Annotated in this window: 21 protein-coding genes; 15 read left to right on the plus strand and 6 right to left on the minus strand. The window is 63.0% G+C overall.

The window, feature by feature from the left end:
• Nucleotides 1–206 precede the first annotated feature (206 nt).
• The 7 genes from ICL81_RS09315 to ICL81_RS09340 all read left to right on the plus strand — a co-directional run bounded on the left by ICL81_RS09315 (nucleotide 207) and on the right by ICL81_RS09340 (nucleotide 6,134).
• A complete protein-coding gene (locus ICL81_RS09315; RefSeq protein ID WP_188034628.1) occupies nucleotides 207–1,178 on the plus strand; it encodes an Lrp/AsnC family transcriptional regulator in 972 nt (323 codons plus the stop codon).
• Nucleotides 1,179–1,265: 87 nt separating this feature from the next.
• Complete coding sequence (locus ICL81_RS09320; RefSeq protein WP_188034629.1) at nucleotides 1,266–2,681, plus strand: amidase; 1,416 nt, start codon at nucleotides 1,266–1,268, stop codon at nucleotides 2,679–2,681.
• A 32-nt stretch (nucleotides 2,682–2,713) separates the two neighbouring features.
• Entirely contained in the window at nucleotides 2,714–3,049 is a 336-nt protein-coding gene (locus ICL81_RS09325) for a hypothetical protein (protein WP_188034630.1), read from the plus strand.
• On the plus strand, nucleotides 3,046–4,488 hold the full coding sequence (locus ICL81_RS09330) for a sodium:solute symporter (protein ID WP_188034631.1): 1,443 nt from the start codon (nucleotides 3,046–3,048) through the stop codon (nucleotides 4,486–4,488). The genes ICL81_RS09325 and ICL81_RS09330 overlap by 4 nt, the downstream gene beginning before the upstream one ends.
• 40 nt (nucleotides 4,489–4,528) lie before the next feature.
• A complete protein-coding gene (locus ICL81_RS11850; RefSeq protein WP_215394783.1) occupies nucleotides 4,529–4,693 on the plus strand; it encodes a hypothetical protein in 165 nt (54 codons plus the stop codon).
• A gap of 134 nt (nucleotides 4,694–4,827) precedes the next feature.
• Nucleotides 4,828–5,331: an FBP domain-containing protein gene (locus ICL81_RS09335; RefSeq protein ID WP_188034632.1), complete on the plus strand. Its 504-nt coding sequence runs from the start codon at nucleotides 4,828–4,830 to the stop codon at nucleotides 5,329–5,331.
• Between the two features lie 314 nt (nucleotides 5,332–5,645).
• Nucleotides 5,646–6,134, plus strand: coding sequence for a septum formation family protein (locus tag ICL81_RS09340; protein ID WP_188034633.1), 489 nt, complete (start codon nucleotides 5,646–5,648; stop codon nucleotides 6,132–6,134).
• Between the two features lie 77 nt (nucleotides 6,135–6,211).
• Here ICL81_RS09340 and ICL81_RS09345 read toward each other — a convergent pair whose 3' ends face one another.
• From ICL81_RS09345 to ICL81_RS09370, 6 genes are all read right to left on the minus strand, one after another.
• Nucleotides 6,212–7,357, minus strand: a complete 1,146-nt coding sequence (locus ICL81_RS09345) for a peptidase C39 family protein (protein WP_188034634.1) — start codon at nucleotides 7,355–7,357, stop codon at nucleotides 6,212–6,214.
• A gap of 3 nt (nucleotides 7,358–7,360) precedes the next feature.
• On the minus strand, nucleotides 7,361–8,998 hold the full coding sequence (locus tag ICL81_RS09350) for an ABC transporter ATP-binding protein (protein ID WP_188034635.1): 1,638 nt from the start codon (nucleotides 8,996–8,998) through the stop codon (nucleotides 7,361–7,363).
• The gene (locus tag ICL81_RS09355) at nucleotides 8,995–9,870 is read right to left on the minus strand and encodes an ABC transporter permease (protein WP_188034636.1); all 876 of its coding nucleotides are present in this window, start codon (nucleotides 9,868–9,870) and stop codon (nucleotides 8,995–8,997) included. Before ICL81_RS09355 ends, ICL81_RS09350 begins: the two co-directional genes overlap by 4 nt.
• Nucleotides 9,867–10,823: an ABC transporter permease gene (locus tag ICL81_RS09360; protein ID WP_188034637.1), complete on the minus strand. Its 957-nt coding sequence runs from the start codon at nucleotides 10,821–10,823 to the stop codon at nucleotides 9,867–9,869. The genes ICL81_RS09355 and ICL81_RS09360 overlap by 4 nt, the downstream gene beginning before the upstream one ends.
• Complete coding sequence (locus ICL81_RS09365) at nucleotides 10,820–12,454, minus strand: ABC transporter substrate-binding protein (RefSeq protein WP_188034638.1); 1,635 nt, start codon at nucleotides 12,452–12,454, stop codon at nucleotides 10,820–10,822. The genes ICL81_RS09360 and ICL81_RS09365 overlap by 4 nt, the downstream gene beginning before the upstream one ends.
• Before the next feature lie 135 nt (nucleotides 12,455–12,589).
• Entirely contained in the window at nucleotides 12,590–13,384 is a 795-nt protein-coding gene (locus ICL81_RS09370) for a DUF1684 domain-containing protein (protein ID WP_188034639.1), read from the minus strand.
• 178 nt (nucleotides 13,385–13,562) lie between these two features.
• On the opposite strand from ICL81_RS09370, the gene ICL81_RS09375 reads away from it, so the two are divergent.
• From ICL81_RS09375 to ICL81_RS09410, 8 genes are all read left to right on the plus strand, one after another.
• Nucleotides 13,563–15,437, plus strand: a complete 1,875-nt coding sequence (locus tag ICL81_RS09375; RefSeq protein ID WP_188034709.1) for an ABC transporter ATP-binding protein — start codon at nucleotides 13,563–13,565, stop codon at nucleotides 15,435–15,437.
• A 9-nt stretch (nucleotides 15,438–15,446) separates the two neighbouring features.
• On the plus strand, nucleotides 15,447–15,905 hold the full coding sequence (gene rlmH / locus ICL81_RS09380) for a 23S rRNA (pseudouridine(1915)-N(3))-methyltransferase RlmH (protein WP_188034640.1): 459 nt from the start codon (nucleotides 15,447–15,449) through the stop codon (nucleotides 15,903–15,905).
• Nucleotides 15,906–15,972: 67 nt separating this feature from the next.
• On the plus strand, nucleotides 15,973–16,377 hold the full coding sequence (locus tag ICL81_RS09385; protein WP_188034641.1) for a hypothetical protein: 405 nt from the start codon (nucleotides 15,973–15,975) through the stop codon (nucleotides 16,375–16,377).
• A gap of 266 nt (nucleotides 16,378–16,643) precedes the next feature.
• The gene (gene nrdH / locus ICL81_RS09390; protein WP_188024678.1) at nucleotides 16,644–16,877 is read left to right on the plus strand and encodes a glutaredoxin-like protein NrdH; all 234 of its coding nucleotides are present in this window, start codon (nucleotides 16,644–16,646) and stop codon (nucleotides 16,875–16,877) included.
• A 230-nt stretch (nucleotides 16,878–17,107) separates the two neighbouring features.
• Nucleotides 17,108–19,213, plus strand: coding sequence for a class 1b ribonucleoside-diphosphate reductase subunit alpha (gene nrdE / locus ICL81_RS09395; protein WP_215394784.1), 2,106 nt, complete (start codon nucleotides 17,108–17,110; stop codon nucleotides 19,211–19,213).
• 90 nt (nucleotides 19,214–19,303) lie between these two features.
• A complete protein-coding gene (locus tag ICL81_RS09400; RefSeq protein WP_188034643.1) occupies nucleotides 19,304–19,576 on the plus strand; it encodes a DUF3892 domain-containing protein in 273 nt (90 codons plus the stop codon).
• A 251-nt stretch (nucleotides 19,577–19,827) separates the two neighbouring features.
• Complete coding sequence (nrdF, locus tag ICL81_RS09405; protein WP_370566876.1) at nucleotides 19,828–20,883, plus strand: class 1b ribonucleoside-diphosphate reductase subunit beta; 1,056 nt, start codon at nucleotides 19,828–19,830, stop codon at nucleotides 20,881–20,883.
• Nucleotides 20,884–21,247: 364 nt separating this feature from the next.
• Nucleotides 21,248–22,531, plus strand: coding sequence for a site-specific integrase (locus ICL81_RS09410; RefSeq protein ID WP_188034644.1), 1,284 nt, complete (start codon nucleotides 21,248–21,250; stop codon nucleotides 22,529–22,531).
• Nucleotides 22,532–22,536 lie beyond the last annotated feature (5 nt).

Below are 22,536 nucleotides of genomic sequence, written 5' to 3' on the forward strand. Positions count from 1 at the left end.
TTTCAGCAATGATTGCTGGGGTTTTTCCCTTTCGCTATTTTGTAGGGGGGTTCGCTTCCTTTGGTTTCTTTCCTTTTTGGGGGAGGGGCTAGAGGGGCGGGCCCCCTTTTTTTGTACCCAAAACCGGTTCGGGTTGGCGGTCTGTACCGGCGACACCGGCCAAACCCCGATACGATTCAAGAGGTATTGACCGAAGGAGTCCGAGCGTGACAGTAGCTCTCCCAGACCTTGACCGCCGCATCGTCGCGGCGCTGCAGGCCGACGGACGTGCTTCGTGGAGCACCATTGCGCGAGTGCTCGACGAACCCCTGCGCACCGTCTCGCGGCGCGGCAAAGAGCTGCTTGAGTCTGGCGCCGTCGAAGTCATTGGCCTCCACAACCTGGGTCCCACGTGCGTCATCGAAATCACGTGTCGACCCTCCCGCACTGCTGAGCTCGCTGCAGAACTCTCGCAACATCCTGGCGTGGTGTATGCCATAGTTCTGGCCAACCCGTCGAGTTTACTCATCGAGGTGCACGAACAGGCGTTCGATCTCAGCACGATGACGCTCGAGGTTATCCCGAGCTACGAGGGCGTGCTCGAAGTGTCGGCGACACCGGTGCTTCATTACTTTAAGACGAACGCTGATTGGCGTCCTCCTATTTTGACGGGCACGGAAGCACAGCGGCTCGATGAGGTGCTCCAGGTGCATCATGTCGAGGAGTCCACAGGCGCTGTGGAGGCGCTCGATGGGCCTGACAGCGCGATCATCGCTGCGCTGGAGCTGGACGGTCGCACGGGCGTCGCTGAGCTTGCACAACTGGCTGGTGTGACTGAACCCACGGCGCGGAAGCGACTCGCTGACCTGCAAGAGCGGGGAGCTCTCGCCACTCGCGTGATCGTCGACCCGTTGAGCCTCGGATACGATGTCGAGACCTGTGTGCGCATCAGCTGCGCCCCGGAGCACATCGACCTCTTGGGTGAGATGCTCGCTACCGTCCCTGAGAGCCGCTACGTTGCCCAGCTGCTCGGCTCGCAGGCGCTCATTGCGCACTTCAATGCGCGGGATTTGCCGCACGTGCGGGAACTGCTCGGCGGCGAGTGGACCAAGTATGTGCGGGCGATCCACCCATCACTCACCACCCTTGTTGCGAAGCGAAGTGGTCGAATTCTTACTCAGACGGTGTCCAAAAAGTAAAAGCAGTTACCGCGAATTTGGCTAATTCCGAAACTCATGATTGACTTAGTGACCGTTACGGTAAGTCAATGATGATGGAGGTATGCCATGAGCGACGTAACTCAGCTCAGCGCGACCGCCCTGCGCGAGCAGCTTGCCTCGCGCAATGTAAGTGTTCGCGAGGTCGTTGAAGCACACCTCGCCCAGATCGATCGCGGCAGCGCGATCAACGCGATGGTGACCGTTGATGCAGCGGGCGCACTGCGCCGCGCAGATGAACTCGACGCCCAGGGGCCGACCCCAGGTGCCGCATTGTTTGGCCTTCCTGTCGGTATCAAGGACACCCACGATACGGCTGGCCTGCGCACGACCTATGGGTCGATCCGCCACGCAGATCACGTCCCGTTGCGCGATTCCCTGCACGTCCGCCGCATGCGCGAAGCGGGTGCGGTTGTGATCGGGAAGACGAACGTCCCTGAGTATGCGGCAGGATCGCACTCGGTGAATCGCGTGTTTGGCGCGACCTGCAATCCGTACGCACTTGATCGCTCGGCAGGTGGCAGTAGCGGTGGCGCCGCTGCCGCGCTCGCTGGTCGTCAGGTCGCGCTTGCTGACGGCAGTGACATGGGCGGATCGCTCCGCAACCCAGCTTCGTTCTGCAACATCGTTGGCCTGCGTCCGAGTCCGGGGCTGGTCCCGCTGGCTGAGGCCGCAAACGTCCTCACACCGCTCACCACCGCGGGTCCTATGGGCCGCACGGTTGATGATGTCGCGCTGTTGCTTGATGTGATTGGGCAGGCGGATCCGCGCACCCCAGTGTCGAGCGCAGCATTCGCGGCGAACGTCCCAGGCCCGATTTACAGCTCTCCCGACGCGCCCCTCCGCGGCGTGCGGGTCGCATGGGCGCCGACGCTTGGCGGATCGATCCCGGTTGAGGCCGAGGTCATCGCGGTGTTGGAACGCGCAGTGCGGGTCTTCGCCGACCTCGGAGCCACGATTGTCGAAGCATCGCCGAACCTCACTGGTGCAGCGGAGTCGTTCGTGACCCTGCGCGCTGCTGAGTTCGAGGCGGAGTGGGGCGATGAGCTTGACGTCTTCCCCGAGGACTTTAACGACCGTATTCGCTGGAACATCGAGCTCGGTCGCCCGCTGACTGGCCGCCAGATCATGCGCGCGCAGGAGCAGCAGACCACGCTCATGCGTGAGGGCGCTCGCTTCTTCGGTGAATACGACGTGCTGCTGGCTCCCGCGGTCACAGTGGCGCCGTTCCCGGTGGAGTGGGACTACCCGCACGAAGTCGCTGGTGAGGCGCAGGCGCACTACCTCGACTGGATGCGCGCGGCGACCGAGATTACGATGCTCGGCGTTCCTGCACTGTCGGTCCCGGCTGGCTTCACCGCCGGCGGCTTGCCCATCGGCCTCCAGATGATTTCGGCTTCGGGCAGCGATCGCCGCCTGCTCAGCCTGGCTCGCGTCTACGAATCGGTGACACGCTTCGCGAACGTCCTTCCCCCTCTCGTCTAACACGTGTCACCGCATTGCAAAGGAGCAACAACATGAAACCCCGCCTGTTCACGCCGGGAAGGCTCGCCATCGTGTGCGTTCCCGCCCTCGGATTCTTCGTGATCCCGTTCCTGCCGTTCGCGCAGGAACCGACCCTCTGGTTCGGACTTCCCGCTGTCCTCGTATGGGCCGCGCTCATGGTGATTCTGTCGGTCGTGGCACTACAGATCGTTGACGTCATGTACCTCCGTGCTGGCGGCAGGGAGGCGGATCAGCGCGAGGCTGAGCGCTTCGAGACCCGCCAGATCGAGCTCATTCGCATGGCGCGGATCGAAGCAGAAGAAGCTGAAGCGGCTGAAGCAGCTCAGGCAGAGGAGAACGCACGATGACCGTTTCAATCATGATTGTCGCCGGCATCATCCTCATCGGTGCCCTTGGCCTTGCGAGCCGCAAGCGCCAGTCGAACATGAGCAACTGGACCGTTGGCGAGCGCAACAACCCGAAGTGGACCTCGTGGTTCTTGCAAGCAGGCGAATCACTCACGACCTTCAGCTTCTTGGGCCTCGCCGGCATCGCATTCGGCGGCGGCGTGAGCGCAACCTTCGCGGTCGCGTACCTCACGATCTCATGGCTCGGTCTGTACTTTGTGGCCCCGCGCATCCGCGAGTTTGGTCAGCGCCGTGGCTACCTCACCATGGGTGACTTCTTCGAGGATCGCTTCAACAGCCGCTGGCTTGGCCGCGTCGTCGCGCTCATCGGTGCACTCGCGCTCATCCCGTACCTGCAGCTCCAGATCACCGGCCTCGGCATGATCGTTGAGCTCGCAACCGGCAGCGAGAGCGCACGCGGGCTCAGCATGGTGATCGCGAGTATCCTCGTGGCGATCTTCGTCGCTTGGTCTGGCCTGAAGGGCATCGCTCGCGTCGCGATCTTCAAAGACATCATGATGGTCCTCGCAATGGCGGTCATCGCTGCTGGCCTCATCATCTCGTTCAACGGCATCCCGGAAATCTTCGGCGATATCGCGCGCGAGGCGCCCGTCCTGCTCACCATGAACGTTGATGGCTATGACCCCGTCTTCTTCATCACCGCTACGCTCGTTACCGTCATCGGCTCGAGCTTCAACACCCTCCCGCATCTGTGGCCGCCGGTTCTCGCTGCGAAGAGCGGCGAGGTACTGCGCAGCAACGCAAAGTGGCTCCCGATTTACCAGCTCGTGCTGTTCTTGCCGATCACCGTTGGCCTTGCTGCCGTGCTCGTGCTTCCCGAAGATACGACCGGCAACGCCGTGCTGCTCACCATGTCGGGGCAGATTCTGCCTGACTGGCTGGTTGGTGTGGTCGCGATTGCGGGTGCGTCTGCTGCAATGGTCCCCGCGTCGGGCATCGTCATGGGCATCTCGACACTGGTGACCCGCAACGTGGTCGGTACCGTGAAGCCCAAGCATCAGATGGCCTTGAACTACATCGTCATCATCGTGGCGATCGGTCTTGCTCTCGCGTTCGGCCTCGTTCGCTCGGACATCGGTGCACTGCTGCTGCTCACCTACGGTTGCACCATGCAGTTCGCCCCCGCGATCTGCATCGCGCTCGCTGACCGCGTACGGGTCGGTGCATGGCCGATCGGCCTGAGCATCGTCGCGGGTTCGCTCACTGTGGCGATCATCACCTTCGCTGAGATCCCCATCGGCAGCTGGGATTCCGGTCTCATCGCCCTCGCGCCGAACCTTATCGTGCTCGTTGTTGCTGAGGCTGTGCGCCGTGCGCGCGGTGGCCGCGACGTCGAGCACGTCGAGATTGACCTCGAGGCGGCGCTGGTTTCGCGCTAAACCCGCGAAAACTGTAGTTCCCAACATAAAGACCCCTTTCATGCGCATGAAAGGGGTCTTTATGTATGAACGGGCCTGTTTCGCGGCGTTGACTCCGCCTGTGCGCGCGCTCAGCCCTCCCGGGTACAGTAGCGGCGTGAACTATCGAGAGCTGTACGCGCAGCGTCAGGAGGTCGTCGGCGAGGCACTCGCCGACGGTGACTAGCTGGACTGATCCGCCGCCGAAGTCAGTGGGAGGTGCTCCCGGGCCGAGATGGTGGCTTTGGTGTACCCAGACTCCGGGTCGCGGCTGACGTCGTGATTGAGACCCGGAGACAGACTCTCTCGCAAGGATTTTCCATGCAACAACTGACTGAAACGTTCATTCGTTCCTCCTTCATTAACGCGTCAAAGCGCGAGGCGAAAGAGATGACGATTCCCGACTCCGTTCTCGAGCTGCCAGTGGAAAGCTGGGACCGGCTCGACTTCCTTGGTTGGCGAGACCCGAAGTTTGCGCGGCGTGCGTACGTGGTGCTTCCGAGGCTTGACGGCGACCCCGTTTGCGTGACGCTGCAGCAGGCTGAGGCGTCGCCGCGGTCGCGCGCGATGTGTAACTGGTGCCGTGATGTTCGGCTGCCAAACGAGGTGGTGTTCTGGAGCGCGAAGCGAACCGGAGCAGCAGGTCGCCGTGGCGCAACCGTCGGGGTCCTCGTATGCCGGGATTTCGAGTGCTCGAAGAATGTGCGCAATGATCCGCCGCCCGCGTATGACGGATACGACGTGCACGCTGCTCGCGTGCGACGCATTGAAGACCTGCAGCTTAAGGCCGCTGGCTTTGCCGAGATGCTCATCGAAGGGCGTTAGTCGGATCGCTCGCGACGCACCTCGCGACGCACCTCGCCGCGTGGGTGAGGTGCGTTCGTGGCGCGGATCCGCCGCTCATATGTGCGCCTCTGGCATTGTGTACTTGGCAACGTGTGAGGCGTAACTCTGCGGTTTTCCGAGGGTTCGCACTGTCCGAAACGAAGAACACTGTTGAGTGCACACAGGAAGTGTTTCTCGGGTTGGGCTGAGGTTGGAAGCAACCGGGGAAATGCATAGACCTTTCGTGCCTGGGCACTGGTTATTGATTACTTGTTCTCAGGTAACTGACTTGTTGCTCCTTGAAAGGAATGTTTATGCGCCTGCGCGGTATCTCCTCTGCTTCTGTTCTCATCGGTGCTCTCGCACTGACCGGCGCGCTCGCCGGGTGCTCTGGTACGCCCGCAGCACGTGACTCAGAAACACGTGAGGTGACTGAAGCCGGACAGGACAGTGTGTTCTCGCTCCGCGTTGGTGACTGCACCATCGATGTCCCTGACGGTGACGCGAGCGAGATTCCCGTCGTGCCCTGTGCAGAGACGTACGATAACGAGGTGTACTACGCCTTCGATCTTGACGGCGACGCGTGGCCCGGTGAAGAGGCCGTCCAGACTGCTGCGGTCGAGACCTGCATCGCCGAGTTCGAGAAGTTCATCGGGATCTCATACGACGAGACCGCACTCGAGTGGTGGCCGATCACGCCGACTGAGGCGAGCTGGAACGGCCTCAACGACCGCGAGATCTACTGCCTCGCATACGACCCGGCAACTCCGATTGAGGGTTCGCTCTCAGGCGCTGCCCGCTAAGGCGTTCACGCGTTGACAACAACGGCCGCGAACTCAAGGGAAACCTGAGTTCGCGGCCGTTGTTGTTTCTGGACCGGTTAGCGCGGGACGACGATGATGCCGCGGTACTCCGGCTCACCCCAGCGGGTGATGAGGTCGATGCCAGCGAGGGGGATGGGCAGCGCGCTCGTGTCAACCCAGCTCTCGCCGTGCTCCTGCTCGACCCAGGGGTCGGAGATGATGATGCTGTCGCCGACGACATCGTGCGCGAGCACCCAGTGCGCGGCGGGGTCTTTGATGAGCGGTTCGAGCGCGATCAGCAGAAACACGTCGTTGCCCGCGGCCACCAGGTCGCGGATCTCCTCCGTCGACGCCCATCGGCGCTCGACCTCAAGGCCGAGCGACTCTGCCGTGCGCAACGACTCCTCCTGCAGCTGTACACGCAGCTTGCGCTCGTAGAAGTCGTCGTACCACTCGAGCAGTACGGGCCCTTCTGCGCTGAGGATGACGCGAGGCTTACGACCGGCGTCTCCGGTACGCGCAAGCAGCTCCTCAGCGGTCGTGACCGCGAGGCCAATCGGTTCGCACGCTGGCATGTTCGTCGCGCGGCGCCAGAAGTCGAGCTCGACCGTGTGGTTCTCAGTGCCATCGGTGCTGAACTGGCCGAGGTCATTCTCCTCAAACATCATGAGTGAGGTGACCGCGCCGCAGGTGACATCGGTGGTCTGGCCGTAGTACGGCACGGCACGGGTCGGCGCAGCGCTGAGCCACAGCGACCAGCTGCGCGTGAACGCTGCGTCTTCGGGGCGGGTGCTGGGAACCGAGGGGAGCGAGTCTGCGTCCTGCGCAAAGCCAACGGTCGCGAGGGCGGATCGGACCACCGCGGTGAGCGCCGCCTGCGCGGGATGCTCCTCGAAGCGGATCACGATCGGTGCGGGCTGCGAGCCGTCGTCGTTCGCGAGGCGGTCGTCGCGGGCGGCCTCGAGCGCGGCAATGGCCGCTGCCTCGGCGCTGTCGCCAGCGCCCTCAGCCACGACAAAGTCAACAACCTTGCGGTAGGCGGTGTGGGGGCGGCCAGCGGTGAGAGCGGTCGCGAGCACGGTACCAGCCGCGTCGGTCACGGTGATCGTGCGGGGCGACCAGTGGTCGCGCTCGATCGTCCACAACGCGAGGCGGTCTTCTGCGAGGCCTGCCGGGGCGTGTGCACCGTCAACGATGGCGGTGGTGAGGTCTGCTGCAGACATTCCCTAGTTCTCCTGTGAATCGGTGTTGGCGGCTGAGGCAACGCTTTCGCGCTCGGCCGCAGCAACAAGCATCTGTGTGTATGGGTGCGTCGGAGCCCGGAGTACCTGTTCGGTGGTTCCAGATTCCACAATGTGCCCCGCTTGGAGCACCACTGTACGTGCAGCCACCCGGGCAACGACCCCGAGGTCGTGAGTAATGAACAGAATTGCCAGGCCAAACGAATCGCGCAGGCGTGTGAGCAACTCTAGGATCTGTGCCTGCACCGAGACATCGAGCGCAGAGACGCTCTCATCACAGATAAGTAGCTCAGGGTTCGGTGCGAGCGCACGCGCGATTGCCACGCGCTGGCGCTGACCGCCAGACAGCTGCGACGGCCTGCGCGACGCGAACGACGGATCGAGTTCAACGAGCCGCATGAGCTCCTCGAGATCAGACGCGGGGCGACCGACAGCGGCAAGCGCCTCGGTGAGGGAGCGCCCGATGGTGAAGGCCGGGTTGAGGGTCGAGTACGGATCTTGAAAGACAATCTGCATCTGACCGGGCTTGCGGCCGCGGCGACCGGCGGGTAGCTGCTCGCCGCCGAGCGTGACCGTGCCAGCGTCGGGCACGTCGAGACCAGCGATGCACCGCGCGAACGTTGACTTGCCAGAGCCTGACTCGCCCACGAGCGCAACGATCTCACCGGCGGCAACGTCGACCGCCGCGTCTGACAAGACCGTACGCGCGCCGAAGCGCTTCGTGATGCCGCGCGCGCTGAGGACGGCGGGTGCGGTGGGGCTGATGGATCCGCGCGCATCGCCCGCGTCGGTGACCGAGGGGTTCGCCGCGAGCAGCGCTCGGGTGTACGTGTGCCGCGGATCGGCCAGTACCGAATCAGTTCGCCCGCGCTCGACGACCTCGCCGCCACGCATGACGATGAGCTCTTCTGCGCGACCCGACACGATGCCGAGGTCGTGGCTGATGAGCAGCACGCACATGTCGTGCTTGCGCTGTAGCTCACGCAGCAGGTCAAGCACCTCGCCCTGGTTGCTCGCGTCGAGCGCGGTCGTCGGCTCGTCTGCGATGAGCAGGCGCGGCTCTGCCGCAAGCGCCGCCGCGATCGCGACGCGCTGCCGCATGCCGCCCGAAAGTTCGCTCGGGTATCGCTTCGCGATCTCGGCCGGCAGGTGCACCTCGGCGAGACGCCTGGTGACCTCGGTCGCGAGATCGGTCTTGCTCAGCGGTGATCCTTCGTGGCGAGCACGGGCGCGGATCGTCGCAGCAATTTGCTCACCGCAGCGAATGACCGGACTCAGGCTCGTGAACGGGTCTTGCAACAGCAGCACCGCGCGGCGCCCGCGTACCTCTGCCCAGTCGGATTCTGACGTGCTGGCGAGGTTGAAGGGGGCGTCGTCGATCCGCATGTCACCCTCGGCCGAGGTGCCGCGGGGCAGCAGGCCGGTGATCGCGCGTGCGGTCATGGTCTTGCCAGAACCCGATTCGCCGATGATCGCGAGCGTGGTGCCAGGGGTGATGTTGAGGTCGAGCGGCTGCACGATTGGGCCGGCGGGGCCGTCGACCGCGAGGCCGCGGACGGATACGCCGCGGGCTGCCTGGGCGCCAGCTGCCTGGCTGCCCTGCGCTGAAACTGCGGGGGTCATTGGATTCCCTTCGCGCGGAGGCGCTCGCCGAGGTGATCGCCGAGCAGGTTGATCGCCATCGTCACCGCGATGATGAGGAGGGCGGGCACCAGGAGCATTGCGGGGTTGTCGAGCATGATGCTGCGGCCGTCAGCGATCTGGCGACCCCAGTCGGGGGTGCCCGGCGCGACGCCGATGCCGAGGAACGACAGCGATGACAGCGTCACGAGCGCGATGCCGAGGTTGAGCATGAAGTTCGTCACGATGAGCGGCCACACGTTGGGAACGATGTGGACGTACATAACGCGCGCGGGGGAGAGCGCGAGCATCTGGCCAGCCTCGACATAGGGTCGGGGCGCCTGCTCGATGACGCCCGCGCGCACGATGCGGATGTCTGAGGGCGCGAAGAGCACGATGAGCATGCCGACGGTGACCCAGTACCCCGCGCCGAAGATGCCCGCGACAACGATGGCGACGAGCATGACGGGAAGTGACAGGAGGATGTCGACGATCCGCCCAATAACGGTGTCGGTGAAGCCACCGAGGTAACCGGCGAGCGTGCCGAAGATGATCGCGAGGATCATGGAGCCCGCCGCGATCACGAGCGGGCCGGCGACGGCCGAGCCGGTGCCAGCGAGCGTGAGCATGAGGATGTCGCGGCCGAGCTCGTCAGTGCCGAGCGGGTGGCCGTCGAAGCCCATGGGCAGGAGCGAATCGAGGATGCTCTGCTTCGTCGCCGCGTCTTGCAAGAAGGGCGAGATGATCGCGAGCACCGCGACGAGCGCGAGGAACACGAGCGAGACAATCACGACGGTGTTGCCGCGCCTGCGGCCGAGACCACGGCCGGTCTTCGGTAGCTGCGTCGGTGAGAGCGAGGTAGTGGGGCGGATCATGCGCTGAGCTCCCGTCCACGTACGCGCGGATCAAGCAGCAGGTAGCTGAGATCCACGATGATGGTGATGATCGCGATCGTCGCCGCGATGAGTAGCGTGACTGCCTGCACGACAGGCAGATCCTTGAAGAGGACCGACTCCTGCAGCAGTGAGCCGATGCCGGGCAGCGAGAACACCGTCTCGACGATGATCGTGCCACCGACGATGAACGTGAGGATCAGGCCCGCGCCCGTGATGATGGGGATCGCAGCCGAGCGGAGCGCGATTGTGCGTACCTCGCGCTCGGACAGGCCGCGCGACCGCGCGAACGTGACCGAATCGCTGCCGAGCTCGCGGAGCACCGCGGCGCGGGTCATCCGCATGAGGATTGCGCCGATGCCGGATGCGAGCACGATCGCGGGCAGGGTGAGATGCCACAGCACATCGAGTGCACCCTTGCCGCCGCCGTACGCGGGGAACAGCGGGATGAGCATCGAGAACAGGTACAGCAGCAGAATCGCGAGCGCGAATGACGGCGCCGACAGCCCGAGCAGCGCGAGTGCGCTGGTCAGGCGGTCGGTTGCCTTGCCCTCGCGGGCAGCTGCGATGATGCCGAGCGGGATCGCGGTGACGACCGCGACCAAGAACGACAGGAGGACGAGCGCGACCGTGCTGCCGAGTCGCTCACCGATGACGGTCGTCACCGGCTGCTGCATGCGGATCGACTCACCGAAGTCGCCCTGCAGGGCGGCCCAGAGCCAATCGAAGTACCGCACGAGGAACGGCTCATCGAGGTGATACTGGGCGCGGATCGCGGCAACGGCCTCAGGCGAAGATGGCCGGTTGCCGAGCAGGTTTTTGACGATGTCGCCCGGCGCAAGGTAGACGAGCGAATACGTCAGGAACGAGATCAGCAGCAGGATCACGATCACGCCGAGAAGGCGGATCGCGATCGTGCGTGCGAGCCGGTTCATTCAGCCGCGTAGAGCTCTGCGCCCCACGGTCCGATGAAGGAGTACGGCGAGAAGTCGCTCAGGCCGACGTTACCCGAGAAGTAGGTGAGGCTCTGGCCCCACCACAGTGGTGAGGTCGCGGTCTCTGCGGCATTGAGCTCTTCGAGCTGCACGAGCAGGTCGATCTGCTTCTTCGGATCGGTCTCAGCCGATGCCTCGGCGATGAGCTTTACCGCCTCATCGCTTTCGAAGCTGTTCGAGTTGTCAACGCCGAGCAGGTAGCTGTTGATCTCAGCGGGGTTGCCGGTCGTCGGCAGGTACCACATGAAGCCGAGGCCGTGCTCGCCGTCACCGACGGTTGCGAGCCACTCTTCGATGGGTACCTCACGCACCTTCACGGTGATGCCGATGGTCTTGAGGTTCTCAGCGAGCGACTGGGCCGCGGTGCCGAGCTGCTGGCCCGTGTTCGGGTAGGTGAGTTCGGTCGTGAAGCCCTCGGGAACCGACGACTTCTTGAGGTACTCTGCTGCCTTCTTGAGGTCGAAGCTGTTCGCCTTGACCTTGCCCAGGATCTCGCGTGCTTCCTCAGGCGAGTACACCTGGCTGAGTGTCTCGGGCGACATGATGGTGTTCGCTGGTTCACCGTAGCCGCGCAGCAGCTTCTCGACGATCGCGTCACGGTCTGCCGCGCTAGCGATTGCCGCGCGTACGTTCGGGTCATCGAACGGCGCAACGCTCTGGTCGAACTGCAGGCCGACGTACGAGAAGTCGTTGAGCGCCTCTACGCGGCCGCCGTCGATCTTCTCCCACTGCGCCACCTGGGTGAGGGGCACGTTGAGTGCGATGTCGAGATCGCCCTTCTGTGCTGCGAGCAGGCGAGTGTTCTCGTCAGAGATGAAGTCGACGCGGATCTCCTTCGCCTTCACCGGCTCACCAGCCCAGTTTTCGTTGGGGGTGAGGAGGGCGTGCGAATCGGGGGAGAACTCGGTGACCTGGTACGGGCCTGTGCCGAGCAGCAGCGAGGTGCTCGTGCCGAGCTTGTTGCCGTGCTCCTGCGCGAACTTCTCCTGCGTGACGACGAGCGCGCCAGCGCTCGAGAGGTTCGCGAGGAAGGCCGCCTCGGGCGCCTTCGTCTTGATGGTGACCTCGTTGTCGCCGGTCACCTCTGCCGAAGCGAGGGCAGCCAGGTAGTAGTTGGTGCCGGGTGACGCTGCGGGATCCGCCGCATTGTTCAGGCTGAAGACCACGTCAGCCGGGGTGACGGGGTCGCCGTTCGCAAACTTTGCATCGGGACGCAGCGTGAACACGTAGGTGGTGTCATCGGGAGTCGTCCACTCTGATGCGAGCGCTGGCACGATCTCGCCCGAGGTCGAGATGCCGACGAGACCCTCCTGCACGGTCGCGTTGAGGTTGTAGTTGAGGATGCCGGCTTCCTGCGTGATCGACAGGTTCGACAGTGAACCAGGGAAGCCTACGGTCACACTGTCGAGCGTCTTGCCGCTGTCAGCCGGTGCAGCATCGTCGCTGCCTCCGGTGCTGCCGCATGCGGTGAGCGCGAGGGCGGCAACAATCGTGCCAGCAACCGCTGCTCCGCGAAGGGCGCGGCCACGACCGCGGTGTCGGTCGCGCGAAATCGAGGGGAGGGAACGCATGGGGCTCTCCAATCACTGAGTCTGTGCGGATGAGCCTACCCAGAGATGCGGCCAAATGCCCCATTAGATTTCGTACGGTTACTTATTGCCTGAAGTGATGTCTATTCTGTGGCTTACTCTGGCGCTATCAAACGGCTATGCGACAGAGGGCAGGCGTTCGCCCGCGCGCACCGAAATTGAGAGATCATTCTCCGGCGGCGTGAAGGGGCAGGTCGTGTTCGGGTTGTACGCAAACGGCGGGTTCGTCGCGCGGTTGAAGTCGAGCACGAGCGAGCCATCCGCCTGCTCCTCAACCGCGAGGAACCGCACGAACTCAAAAGTCTCGTCGCCACGGGTCGCGTCGGTGAAGTGGATGCGCAGATCACCTGGCGTACCGAATAGCGTGAGCGCCTGGCGCTCGCCGTCGACCTCGAAGACCGCCTGACCTGGGGAATTGAAGTACTGCTTCGCGCCGGGAACCGCGCAATTCACCTCGACGCGCTCGCGGGGGAGCGGCTCAAAGCGTGCGGTCACTCGCCAGGCAGGATCGGCGGCAAACGTCGCAGTTCCCTCATACGCGGCGCGGATCGCTGATGCCGGATCCTGCGGACGTACCGAGATCCGCCCACTGCGCTCAGCCACCAAAATATTTACGTCGCCCCATGTGAGCAACTCTGCGCCCTGCTCCTCGAAGGGTCCGAACTGAATCTCACCAATTACGGGTTCGCCATTGTGAGCAACGTTGTCAGCCGCGGTGAACTCGATCACGACCGTGTCAGCGGTCGGAGCGCTCCAGATGCCTGGCAGGCCAGCGAGGGCGGTCGGCTCAGCCGTCAGCCAGTGCAGCGCGTTCATGCTCAGCGGGCCGTGCGCGCTCGCACGACCGGCCTCAACCTTGTCGTGCCACGCGGCGTGCTCGGTGGCGAATGCGTGCTGATCCTGTGCTGACATGGGGAGTCCTCTCGCTGCTACTTCTGTATAAGTATTGTGATCCGCGCCCCTGAACGGAACCCTCAGCGTCACGCGGCGACATGCGCGCTCGCCGCCGCCGTCGGCAGGCCCGTGCACGCTTGCCGCGAATTCCACTCCCGAACGTCGGTGGTGCGGAGTACGCTCCAAACATATGAGTATGCACGGTGGTCCAGCAGCACGCGGCGCCCGAGGTGGGGGCCGCGTGGCGTCAGCTGATGCCGCGGCACAGCGTGAGCGCAACCGTGAGGCGCCGAAGATCGATCGCCTCGGTGCGCGGATCGCAGAGCTCTTCCGCCCCTACCGTGGCCCGCTCATCATCATCGTTGTGCTCGTCATCTTGGCCGCAGGTCTTGGCGTCTTGCCACCGTTGCTCACACAGCAGGTCTTCGATGTCGGGCTTTTCCCGCTCGACGGCGGTGGGCCGAACATGCCAGAGCTCACGCGCCTGCTCATCATCATGGTCACGCTCTTCATCGTGTCGGCCGGCATCGGAGTGCTGCAGACGTACATGACCGCGCGCGTGGGCAACCGAGTCATGGGTGACCTGCGTGAGCGGCTGTTCACGCACCTGCAGTCGATGGAGCTCGCGTTCTTCACCCGGACGAAGACGGGCGTGATTCAGTCGCGCATTCAGAACGACGTCGGCGGTGTCGCTGGCGTGCTGTCGAACACCGTCTCGAGCGTCATCGGCAATACCGTGACCGTCATCGCTGCCTTTGTCGCGATGCTGCTGCTCAGCTGGCAGCTCACGCTCATTGCGGTCATCATCATGCCCGTGCTCGTCATCGCGCAGCGTCGCGTTGGTCAGGTGCGTGCGCGCATCGCCGGTCGCACGCAGGAGTCGCTGTCTGAGATGACCGCGATCACGCAGGAGACGCTGTCGGTGTCTGGCGTGCTGCTCGCGAAGACCTATGCCCGCGAGGGCATGGAGAGCGAGCGCTACGCGGCAGAGAACAGCAACCAGATCGCGCTGCAGGTGAAGCAGACGATGAGTGGCCAGGTGTTCTTCGCGCTCGTGAACATCTTTATGTCTGCGGTGCCGGCGATTGTGTATCTCTTCGCGGGGCTGATCCTCGCACGCGGCGGCGACGGGGCCATCGACATTACCGCCGGTACGATCGTCGCGTTCACGACGGTGCAGGCGCGACTGCTCTTCCCCCTCACCAACCTCATGCGGGTGGCACTCGACCTGCAGACCTCGAAGGCGCTGTTCGCGCGCATCTTCGAGTACCTCGACTTGGATCCCGCGATCCGCGACACCGACGAAGCGCGCGAGCCTTCTGACGCGGCCGGGCGCGCTGGCTGCGTGGAGTTCACGAACGTCACCTTCCGATACGACGATGCTGCGCCAGGGGAGCGGCCAACGCTTGACGACGTGTCGTTCCGTGTCGGGGCTGGCGAGTTCGTGGCGTTCGTCGGCCCGTCTGGTTCAGGGAAGACGACGATTGGGTCGCTCATTCCGCGACTGTACGACGCGACCGATGGGGCAGTGAAGTACGCGGGTGACGACGTGCGTGAGCTGCGGCACGAGGCACTCGTCGACCGGGTTGGTGTCGTGACGCAGGAGCCCTATCTCTTCCATGCCTCCATCGCAGACAACCTGCGGTACGCGAAGCCAGACGCGAGCGATGCCGAGCTTGAGCGCGTGGCACGCATGGCGAACATCCACGACACCATCACCGGATTCGCCGACGGTTACGAGACGATTGTTGGCGAGCGCGGCTACCGGCTCTCAGGCGGCGAGAAACAGCGCATCGCGATTGCCCGCGTGCTCCTCAAAGACCCGCGCGTGCTCGTGCTCGACGAGGCTACGAGCGCACTCGACACCGTCAACGAGCGCGTCGTGCAGCGCGCGCTCGACTCTGCCCGCACAGGCCGCACGACGATTGCGATCGCGCACCGCCTCTCGACGATCGTTGGCGCCGACCGCATCTACGTGGTGTCTGCCGGCCGCATCGTCGAGTCTGGTACCCACGATGAGCTGCTCGCCCGCGGTGGCCACTACGCCGAGCTCTATGAACAGCAGCGGTAATCTTGTCGTGTGAGCGTAAAGGTCCTGGCCGTTGGCAAAAAGCACGAGAGTTGGGTCAGCGACGGCATTGCGCGCTACGAGAAGCGGCTGCGTAAGCCCTTCGACGTCTCGTGGCAGCTGCTGCCGCACTCGTCGCGCGAGGGCGAGCACGCCCGCGCTGAGGAGTCTGAGCGCATCCTCGCCAAGGTCGACCGCGACGCTTTCCTCGTGCTCCTCGATGAGCGCGGCAAGAACGTCGATTCGCCGAAGCTCGCGCGCACGCTGCAGGGCGCGTTCGACGCCGGTCGCTCGATCGTGATCGTCATCGGCGGAGCCTATGGCGTCGACGACTCCGTGCGCCAGCGCGCCGACTTCGTCTGGAGCCTCTCTGCGCTCGTCTTCCCGCACCAGCTCGTGCGCTTGATTCTCGCCGAGCAGCTCTACCGCGCGCAGGAGATCGCGGGCAATCGCCCGTACCATCACGTGTAATTCCCACATGTGGGGGCGCGGATCAGCCCCACCCTGAAATGTCAGTGGTCCCACCTACGCTACTGTCATGAACCCGATCCGCCTCGCCACGCGCCACCTCACCGCACACCAGTGCTCACGCGCAGCCTCGCGTGTGCCCGCGCACCAGCGCGTCCGCGCTCGCGCTCGTCTCCGTGAGCGAAGCCGCGTTGGCATTGCGAGACCCGTGCCCGTGCGCATCGTCTGCCGCAGTGCGCACGCGATCGAGATCGAAAACCGGAGCGACGAGCGCCTGCGCCTCGTGCGCTTCGCGCTCGCTGGTGGCGGCATGCTCGGGCTCTCGTTGCCGTGTTCCCTCGAGCCCGGTGAACGGCTGCGCGTGACCGTGCGCGGGGTGGGTGATCCTGACATCGCTTCTGCAGGTGACGCAATGCTCGTGCTGAGGTGGTTCCAAGCCGATGGTGAGGAGCTCCTATGGCCGATTGCGCTCTAGTGTCAAGAGCCATTTTTGCCACTAGAGGCGACACGCCGGAAGGGGGTGTGTGGGGAAATGTGCGGTGAGGCGATCTGCCTGTGGATAACTCCGAATTAGGGGCGAAACTATGCCGAACGTTCTCCCCAGTTTGAAAGTTCCACCGGTGGAAAATCGGTGGATAACTACATCCTTGTAACTACATCATGTTGTGGTTGGCGGTCATGTGGTTCACTAGATGTTGTGCCTCACCGAGGTCACCGAAGTTTTTGCGAGAAGGGAAGTTCATGGCTATCACGGTCTACACCAAGCCCTCGTGCGTGCAGTGCACCGCGACCTACCGGGCGCTCGACAGCAAGGGCATTGAGTACGACGTGCTCGATCTTTCTGAAGACGAAACTGCGCTGCAGACCGTCAAGGAGCTCGGCTATCTGCAGGCTCCCGTCGTCGTCACTGACGAAGGCCACTGGTCGGGCTTCCGCCCCGACAAGATCGCTGAGTTGGCAAGCCGCCTAGCCTAAGCCCGTGTCTCACGGGGCGTTCTACGGCAGAGGGCACCGCGAGTTCACATACTGACTCTGGGGTTCCCCGCGCAATGGCGCTCGGGGAACCCCAGAAAAGTATCGGCGCACGCTGCGCCGCCCTGAAGTTTTGAATTACCGCAAGAATTTTGACAGCGCTCCCGCGCAGATGGATGTGGAAAGTGGCAACCGACGTCGCGACCAATCACGAGTCGTCCAAGATCAGCGAGATGGATTACCACTCGCTGAACGCGATGCTGAACCTGTATGACGCAGACGGCAAGATTCAGTTCGATAAAGACCGTGAAGCTGCGCGTCAGTACTTCCTGCAGCACGTCAACCAGAACATGGTGTTCTTCCACAACTTCGAAGAGCGCATGCGCTACCTCGTCGACAACGATTACTACGAGAAGGCGCTTCTCGATCAGTACTCGCCCAACTTCGTCGAGAAGCTCACCAACGAGGCCTTCGCCCTGAAGTTCCGTTTCCCGGCATTCCTCGGTGCGTACAAGTTCTTCACCGCGTACGCGCTCAAGACCTTCGACGGCAAGCGTTACCTCGAGCGCTTCGAGGACCGCGTTGTTATGGTCTCGCTCGGCCTCGCGCAGGGTGACGAAGAGCTCGCTCGCGGCTACATGCGTGAGATGATCGCTGGCCGCTTCCAGCCCGCGACCCCGACCTTCCTCAACCTCGGCAAGGCGCAGCGCGGCGAGCTCGTCTCGTGCTTCCTCCTCCGCGTTGAAGACAACATGGAGTCGATCTCGCGCGGCATCAACTCGTCGCTGCAGCTCTCGAAGCGCGGCGGTGGCGTTGCGCTCTCGCTCTCGAACATTCGTGAGGCTGGCGCTCCGATCAAGAAGATCGAGAACCAGTCGTCGGGCATCATCCCCGTCATGAAGCTCCTCGAAGATAGCTTCAGCTACGCAAACCAGCTCGGCGCGCGTCAGGGTGCTGGCGCGGTGTACCTCTCGGCACACCACCCCGACATCATGAAGTTCCTCGACACCAAGCGTGAGAACGCTGACGAGAAGATTCGTATCAAGACGCTGTCGCTCGGCGTTGTCGTTCCCGACATCACCTTCGAACTCGCAAAGCGCAACGAAGACATGTACCTCTTCTCGCCGTACGATGTCGAGAAGGTCTACGGTGTGCCCTTCGGCGACATCTCAGTGACTGAGAAGTACTACGAGATGGTCAACGATGGCCGTATCTCGAAGACCAAGATCAGCGCACGCGTCTTCTTCCAGACCGTTGCTGAGCTGCAGTTCGAGTCGGGCTACCCGTACATCGTCTTCGAAGACACCGTGAACCGCGAGAACCCCATCAAGGGCCGCATCAACATGTCGAACCTCTGCTCGGAGATTCTGCAGGTCAACACCCCGACGACCTACAACGAAGACCTGAGCTACAACGAGATTGGCAAGGACATCTCGTGCAACCTCGGTTCGATGAACATCGCTACGGCGATGGACGGCGGCGATCTCGGCTCGACCGTTGATCTCGCGATCCGCTCACTCACCGCAGTGAGTGACATGAGCTCGATCTCGTCGGTTCGCTCGATCGAAGACGGCAACGCGAAGTCGCACGCCATCGGCCTCGGCCAGATGAACCTGCACGGCTACCTCGCACGTGAGCACGTGCACTACGGTTCGCCCGAGGGTATCGACTTCACGAACATCTACTTCTACACCGTGCTGTTCCACGCGATCACCGCGTCGAACAAGATCGCGATTGAGCGTCAGCAGGTCTTCGGTGGCTTCGAGGACTCGAAGTACGCATCGGGTGAGTTCTTCGACAAGTACACCGAACAGGCTTGGGTTCCCGAGACTGACCGCGTCGTCGAGCTGTTCGCTAACGCAGGCATTTCGATCCCGACCCAGGAAGACTGGCTCGCGCTCAAGGCAAGCGTCATGGAGCACGGCATCTACAACCAGAACCTCCAGGCCGTCCCGCCGACCGGCTCGATCTCGTACATCAACAACTCGACCTCGTCGATCCACCCGATCGCGTCGAAGGTTGAGATCCGTAAGGAAGGCAAGCTGGGTCGCGTCTACTACCCGGCTCCGTTCATGACGAACGAAAACCTTGCTTACTACGAGGACGCCTACGAGATCGGCCCCGAGAAGATCATCGACACCTACGCGGCGGCAACGCAGCACGTCGACCAGGGCCTGTCGCTCACGCTGTTCTTCAAGGACACCGCGACCACGCGCGACATCAACAAGGCGCAGATCTACGCATGGCGTAAGGGCATCAAGACCATCTACTACATCCGTCTGCGTCAGCTCGCCCTCGAGGGCACTGATATGACTGAGTGCGTCAGCTGCATGCTGTAAATAACTTGAGGGCCGAACGGTGCAACGTTCGGCCCTCACCAGTTCCCGGTGTCATCAGAGTTCTAGGAAGACAAGAGGAACACTCTCGAAATGATGTTTGAGATCACTGCGGTGCGATACGGCGGAGCCCGGAAGACCGAACAGACGATCACTCGGTACCAGCTGCGAAACCCTGAGACGGGTGTCGTGAGCGAAGCCGACAAGGAGACCCTGGTGGAGTGGGTCGACGCTGGCACCCGTGCCTACGTCGGTGACGGACCAGACCGGGCTTGGTTGCGTGTCGTGCGCTCCTTCCCGAACTACCTTCGCACTCAGGCCGACGCGGACGAGAAGAACAACCTCACGAGCCTCGCCGAGTTCTAACTCGCGCCGTTGCTCGGTAATGTGCCGGGATTCGCTGTTCACGCAGCGGGTCCCGGCATTTTTGTGCGCGGATCCGCCCCAGCCCCAGCCGCGGAGTGTTGTGCGGCGATCCACATCATGTAGTGGTTGGTGGCGGCAAGAAGCACAACATATTGAACTTGAATGGTGTGCGCGGCGTATGGCGTCACGGTGCTCTGCCGAGTAAGATCAGTAGACAGTGCACGCATCCGCGCCTCGCGCGCGCGTGCCCGATGTTTTTGCGACGTCACCCTCCGTGCTTTCTCTGGAAAGCGCGTTTTTCTGGGGTGCGTCGTGCGTCAGAGAAGCAGAGGGAGCCGATGAACTTCAAGCTGGGTCATGCAGTCCAGGCGATCAACTGGAACCGCATTGAGGACGAAAAGGACCTCGAGGTCTGGAACCGTCTGGTCAACAACTTCTGGCTACCCGAGAAGGTGCCGTTGTCGAACGACGTTCAGGCGTGGGCGACCTTCACCGACGAAGAGAAGCGCCTCACCGAGCGCGTCTTCGCCGGCCTGACGCTGCTTGACACCGTGCAGGGCACTGTTGGTGCGATCTCGCTGATTCCCGACGCGGTTACTCCTCACGAGGAGGCTGTCTACACGAACATCGCGTTCATGGAGTCGGTGCACGCGAAGAGCTACTCGTCGATCTTTTCGACGCTGTGCTCGACGCAGGAGATTGACGACGTCTTCCGCTGGTCTGAGGAGAACCCTTACCTGCAGAAGAAGGCTCAGATCATTGTCGACTACTACGAGGGTGATGACCCCCTGAAGCGCAAGGTCGCTTCGACGCTTCTCGAGTCGTTCCTCTTCTACTCGGGCTTCTACCTCCCGATCTACTGGTCGAGCCGCGCAAAGCTCACCAACACTGCAGACCTTATTCGCCTCATCATCCGCGACGAGGCTGTTCACGGCTACTACATCGGTTACAAGTACCAGGTGTCGCTCGCGAACGAGACCCCTGAGCGCCAGGAAGAGCTGAAGAACTACACCTTCTCGCTCCTCTACGATCTCTACGAGAACGAGGTGCTCTACACGCAGGACCTCTACGACGGTGTCGGCCTGACCGAAGACGTCAAGAAGTTCCTCCACTACAACGCGAACAAGGCGCTTATGAACCTCGGCTACGAGCCGATGTTCCCGAAGGAGATGACCGACGTTAACCCGGCCATCCTGTCGTCGCTGTCGCCCAACGCAGACGAGAACCACGACTTCTTCTCGGGCTCGGGCTCGTCGTACGTCATCGGCAAGGCTGTTGCTACCGAGGATGAGGACTGGGACTTCTAGAAGTTTTCTTCAGAAGCCCCGGCTGAAAAGCCTGGTCAGAGGCCCGGATCCGCGAAATCTCGCGGGTTCGGGCCTTATTCGTGCCCTCTGTCAAACGACAGAGGAGAACAGAAATGACCAGGAATATCCATTCAGTGGGGCACGCAGGGGGCACGCGTGCACCTTTGACGTGGGCAAGGAAGTGCGATCCGAACCGAATCGGGGTTCGGCCGACACCCAACGCCGTGCCCCATCGTGCCCCTCGACGTGAACGCAAGGGCTCAACTTCCGCGGAATGCTGCGGATCTCTGGGCCTGCGCAACGTGAGGGGCACGGAGGGGCACGACAGTCCACGAGCGGCTGTTCGAGTCCACGGGAGGCCATCATGAGCACGGTGAAACGCGAGGCCTGGGGTCGGTTGCGTAAGCTCCCGTCGGGTCGTTGGCAGGCCCGCTATCCCGCGCCAGATGGGGAGATGTACCCAGCGCGAACCGAGGACGATAAGGCGCTTACGTTCGTCACGAAGACTGATGCGCGAAAGTGGCTTGCGTCGATGCACTCGAAGATCTCGCTCGGCTTGTGGGAGCCGCCAGAAGTCATTGCGGAGCGACGCCGCGCCGAGACTGCCGCTGAGCAGTCGCGATCCATGGGCTTCGAGGAGTACTCCAAGCGATGGCTGCAGATGATCAAGACCGAGCCCAACCGAAGCGGCAAGATACGTGCCGTCGGCACCGTCCGCTCGTATCAGGGCAAGGTCTCGGGCTATCTCGTCCCAGAGTTCGGCGACACCCCGTTGAGGGACATCGACGTCAACCGAATCCGCGTGATGACGGATCGGCTCGACCAGATTCCGGCTCCACTGAATCCGAAGTCGAAGTTCAATGGGATCACACGGCCGGTGCTGATCGTGCTCATGATGATCCTGCGCCAAGCGGCTCGCGACGGCATCATTCCAGCAGCACCGAGCGTCTCGATTCCCCGCCAGGAATCGGTTCGTCATGATGCCGACCATGATGAGAGCGAGGACATCATCACACCGAAACAGGTGGAGGCCTTGTATCAAGCGGTTCCGGATCTGTGGGCGATCATGGTGCAGCTCGCGGCCTGGTGTCAGTTGCGCCGTGGCGAGTGCCTGGGATTGCAACGGCGTGATGTCGAGTGGCATGACGACGGCGGCGCGACGCTGCACGTGCGGCGTCAGTTGAACGCCAATACCGGCGACTACACCGACCTGAAGAGCGAAGCAGGCAAGCGGTCGCTGAGCATCCCGAAGCTCATGACCGATCGACTGAAGCAGCACCTCAAAGACCACGTCGCAACCGAAGACAAGGCCCCGCTTATCCCGGCAAGCATTGGCGGCAGCATGCCGCTCTCGAACACCCGCTGGGGCTACATCTGGGCCGACGTACGCGACAGCGTTGACGGGCTGCCGCACCGCTTCCGCTTCCACGACCTGCGTCACACGGGGCTGACGATCTTCGCTCAGGAAGGCGCGACGCTCGCTGAGCTGATGCGCCGGGGAGGGCACGCCGATATTCACATCGTGCTGCGATATCAGCACGCCACGATGAATCGCGATCGAGAGCTGGCGGACCGGATGAGCGCACGCGTCGCAGCGACCCTCGACCCGAGCCTTGACCGGAAGAAGAACACAGGGGAGGAGTCGTAAGCGGA

It is taken from the genome of Leucobacter sp. cx-328 (assembly GCF_014530035.1).
Taxonomy (GTDB): Bacteria; Actinomycetota; Actinomycetes; order Actinomycetales; family Microbacteriaceae; genus Leucobacter.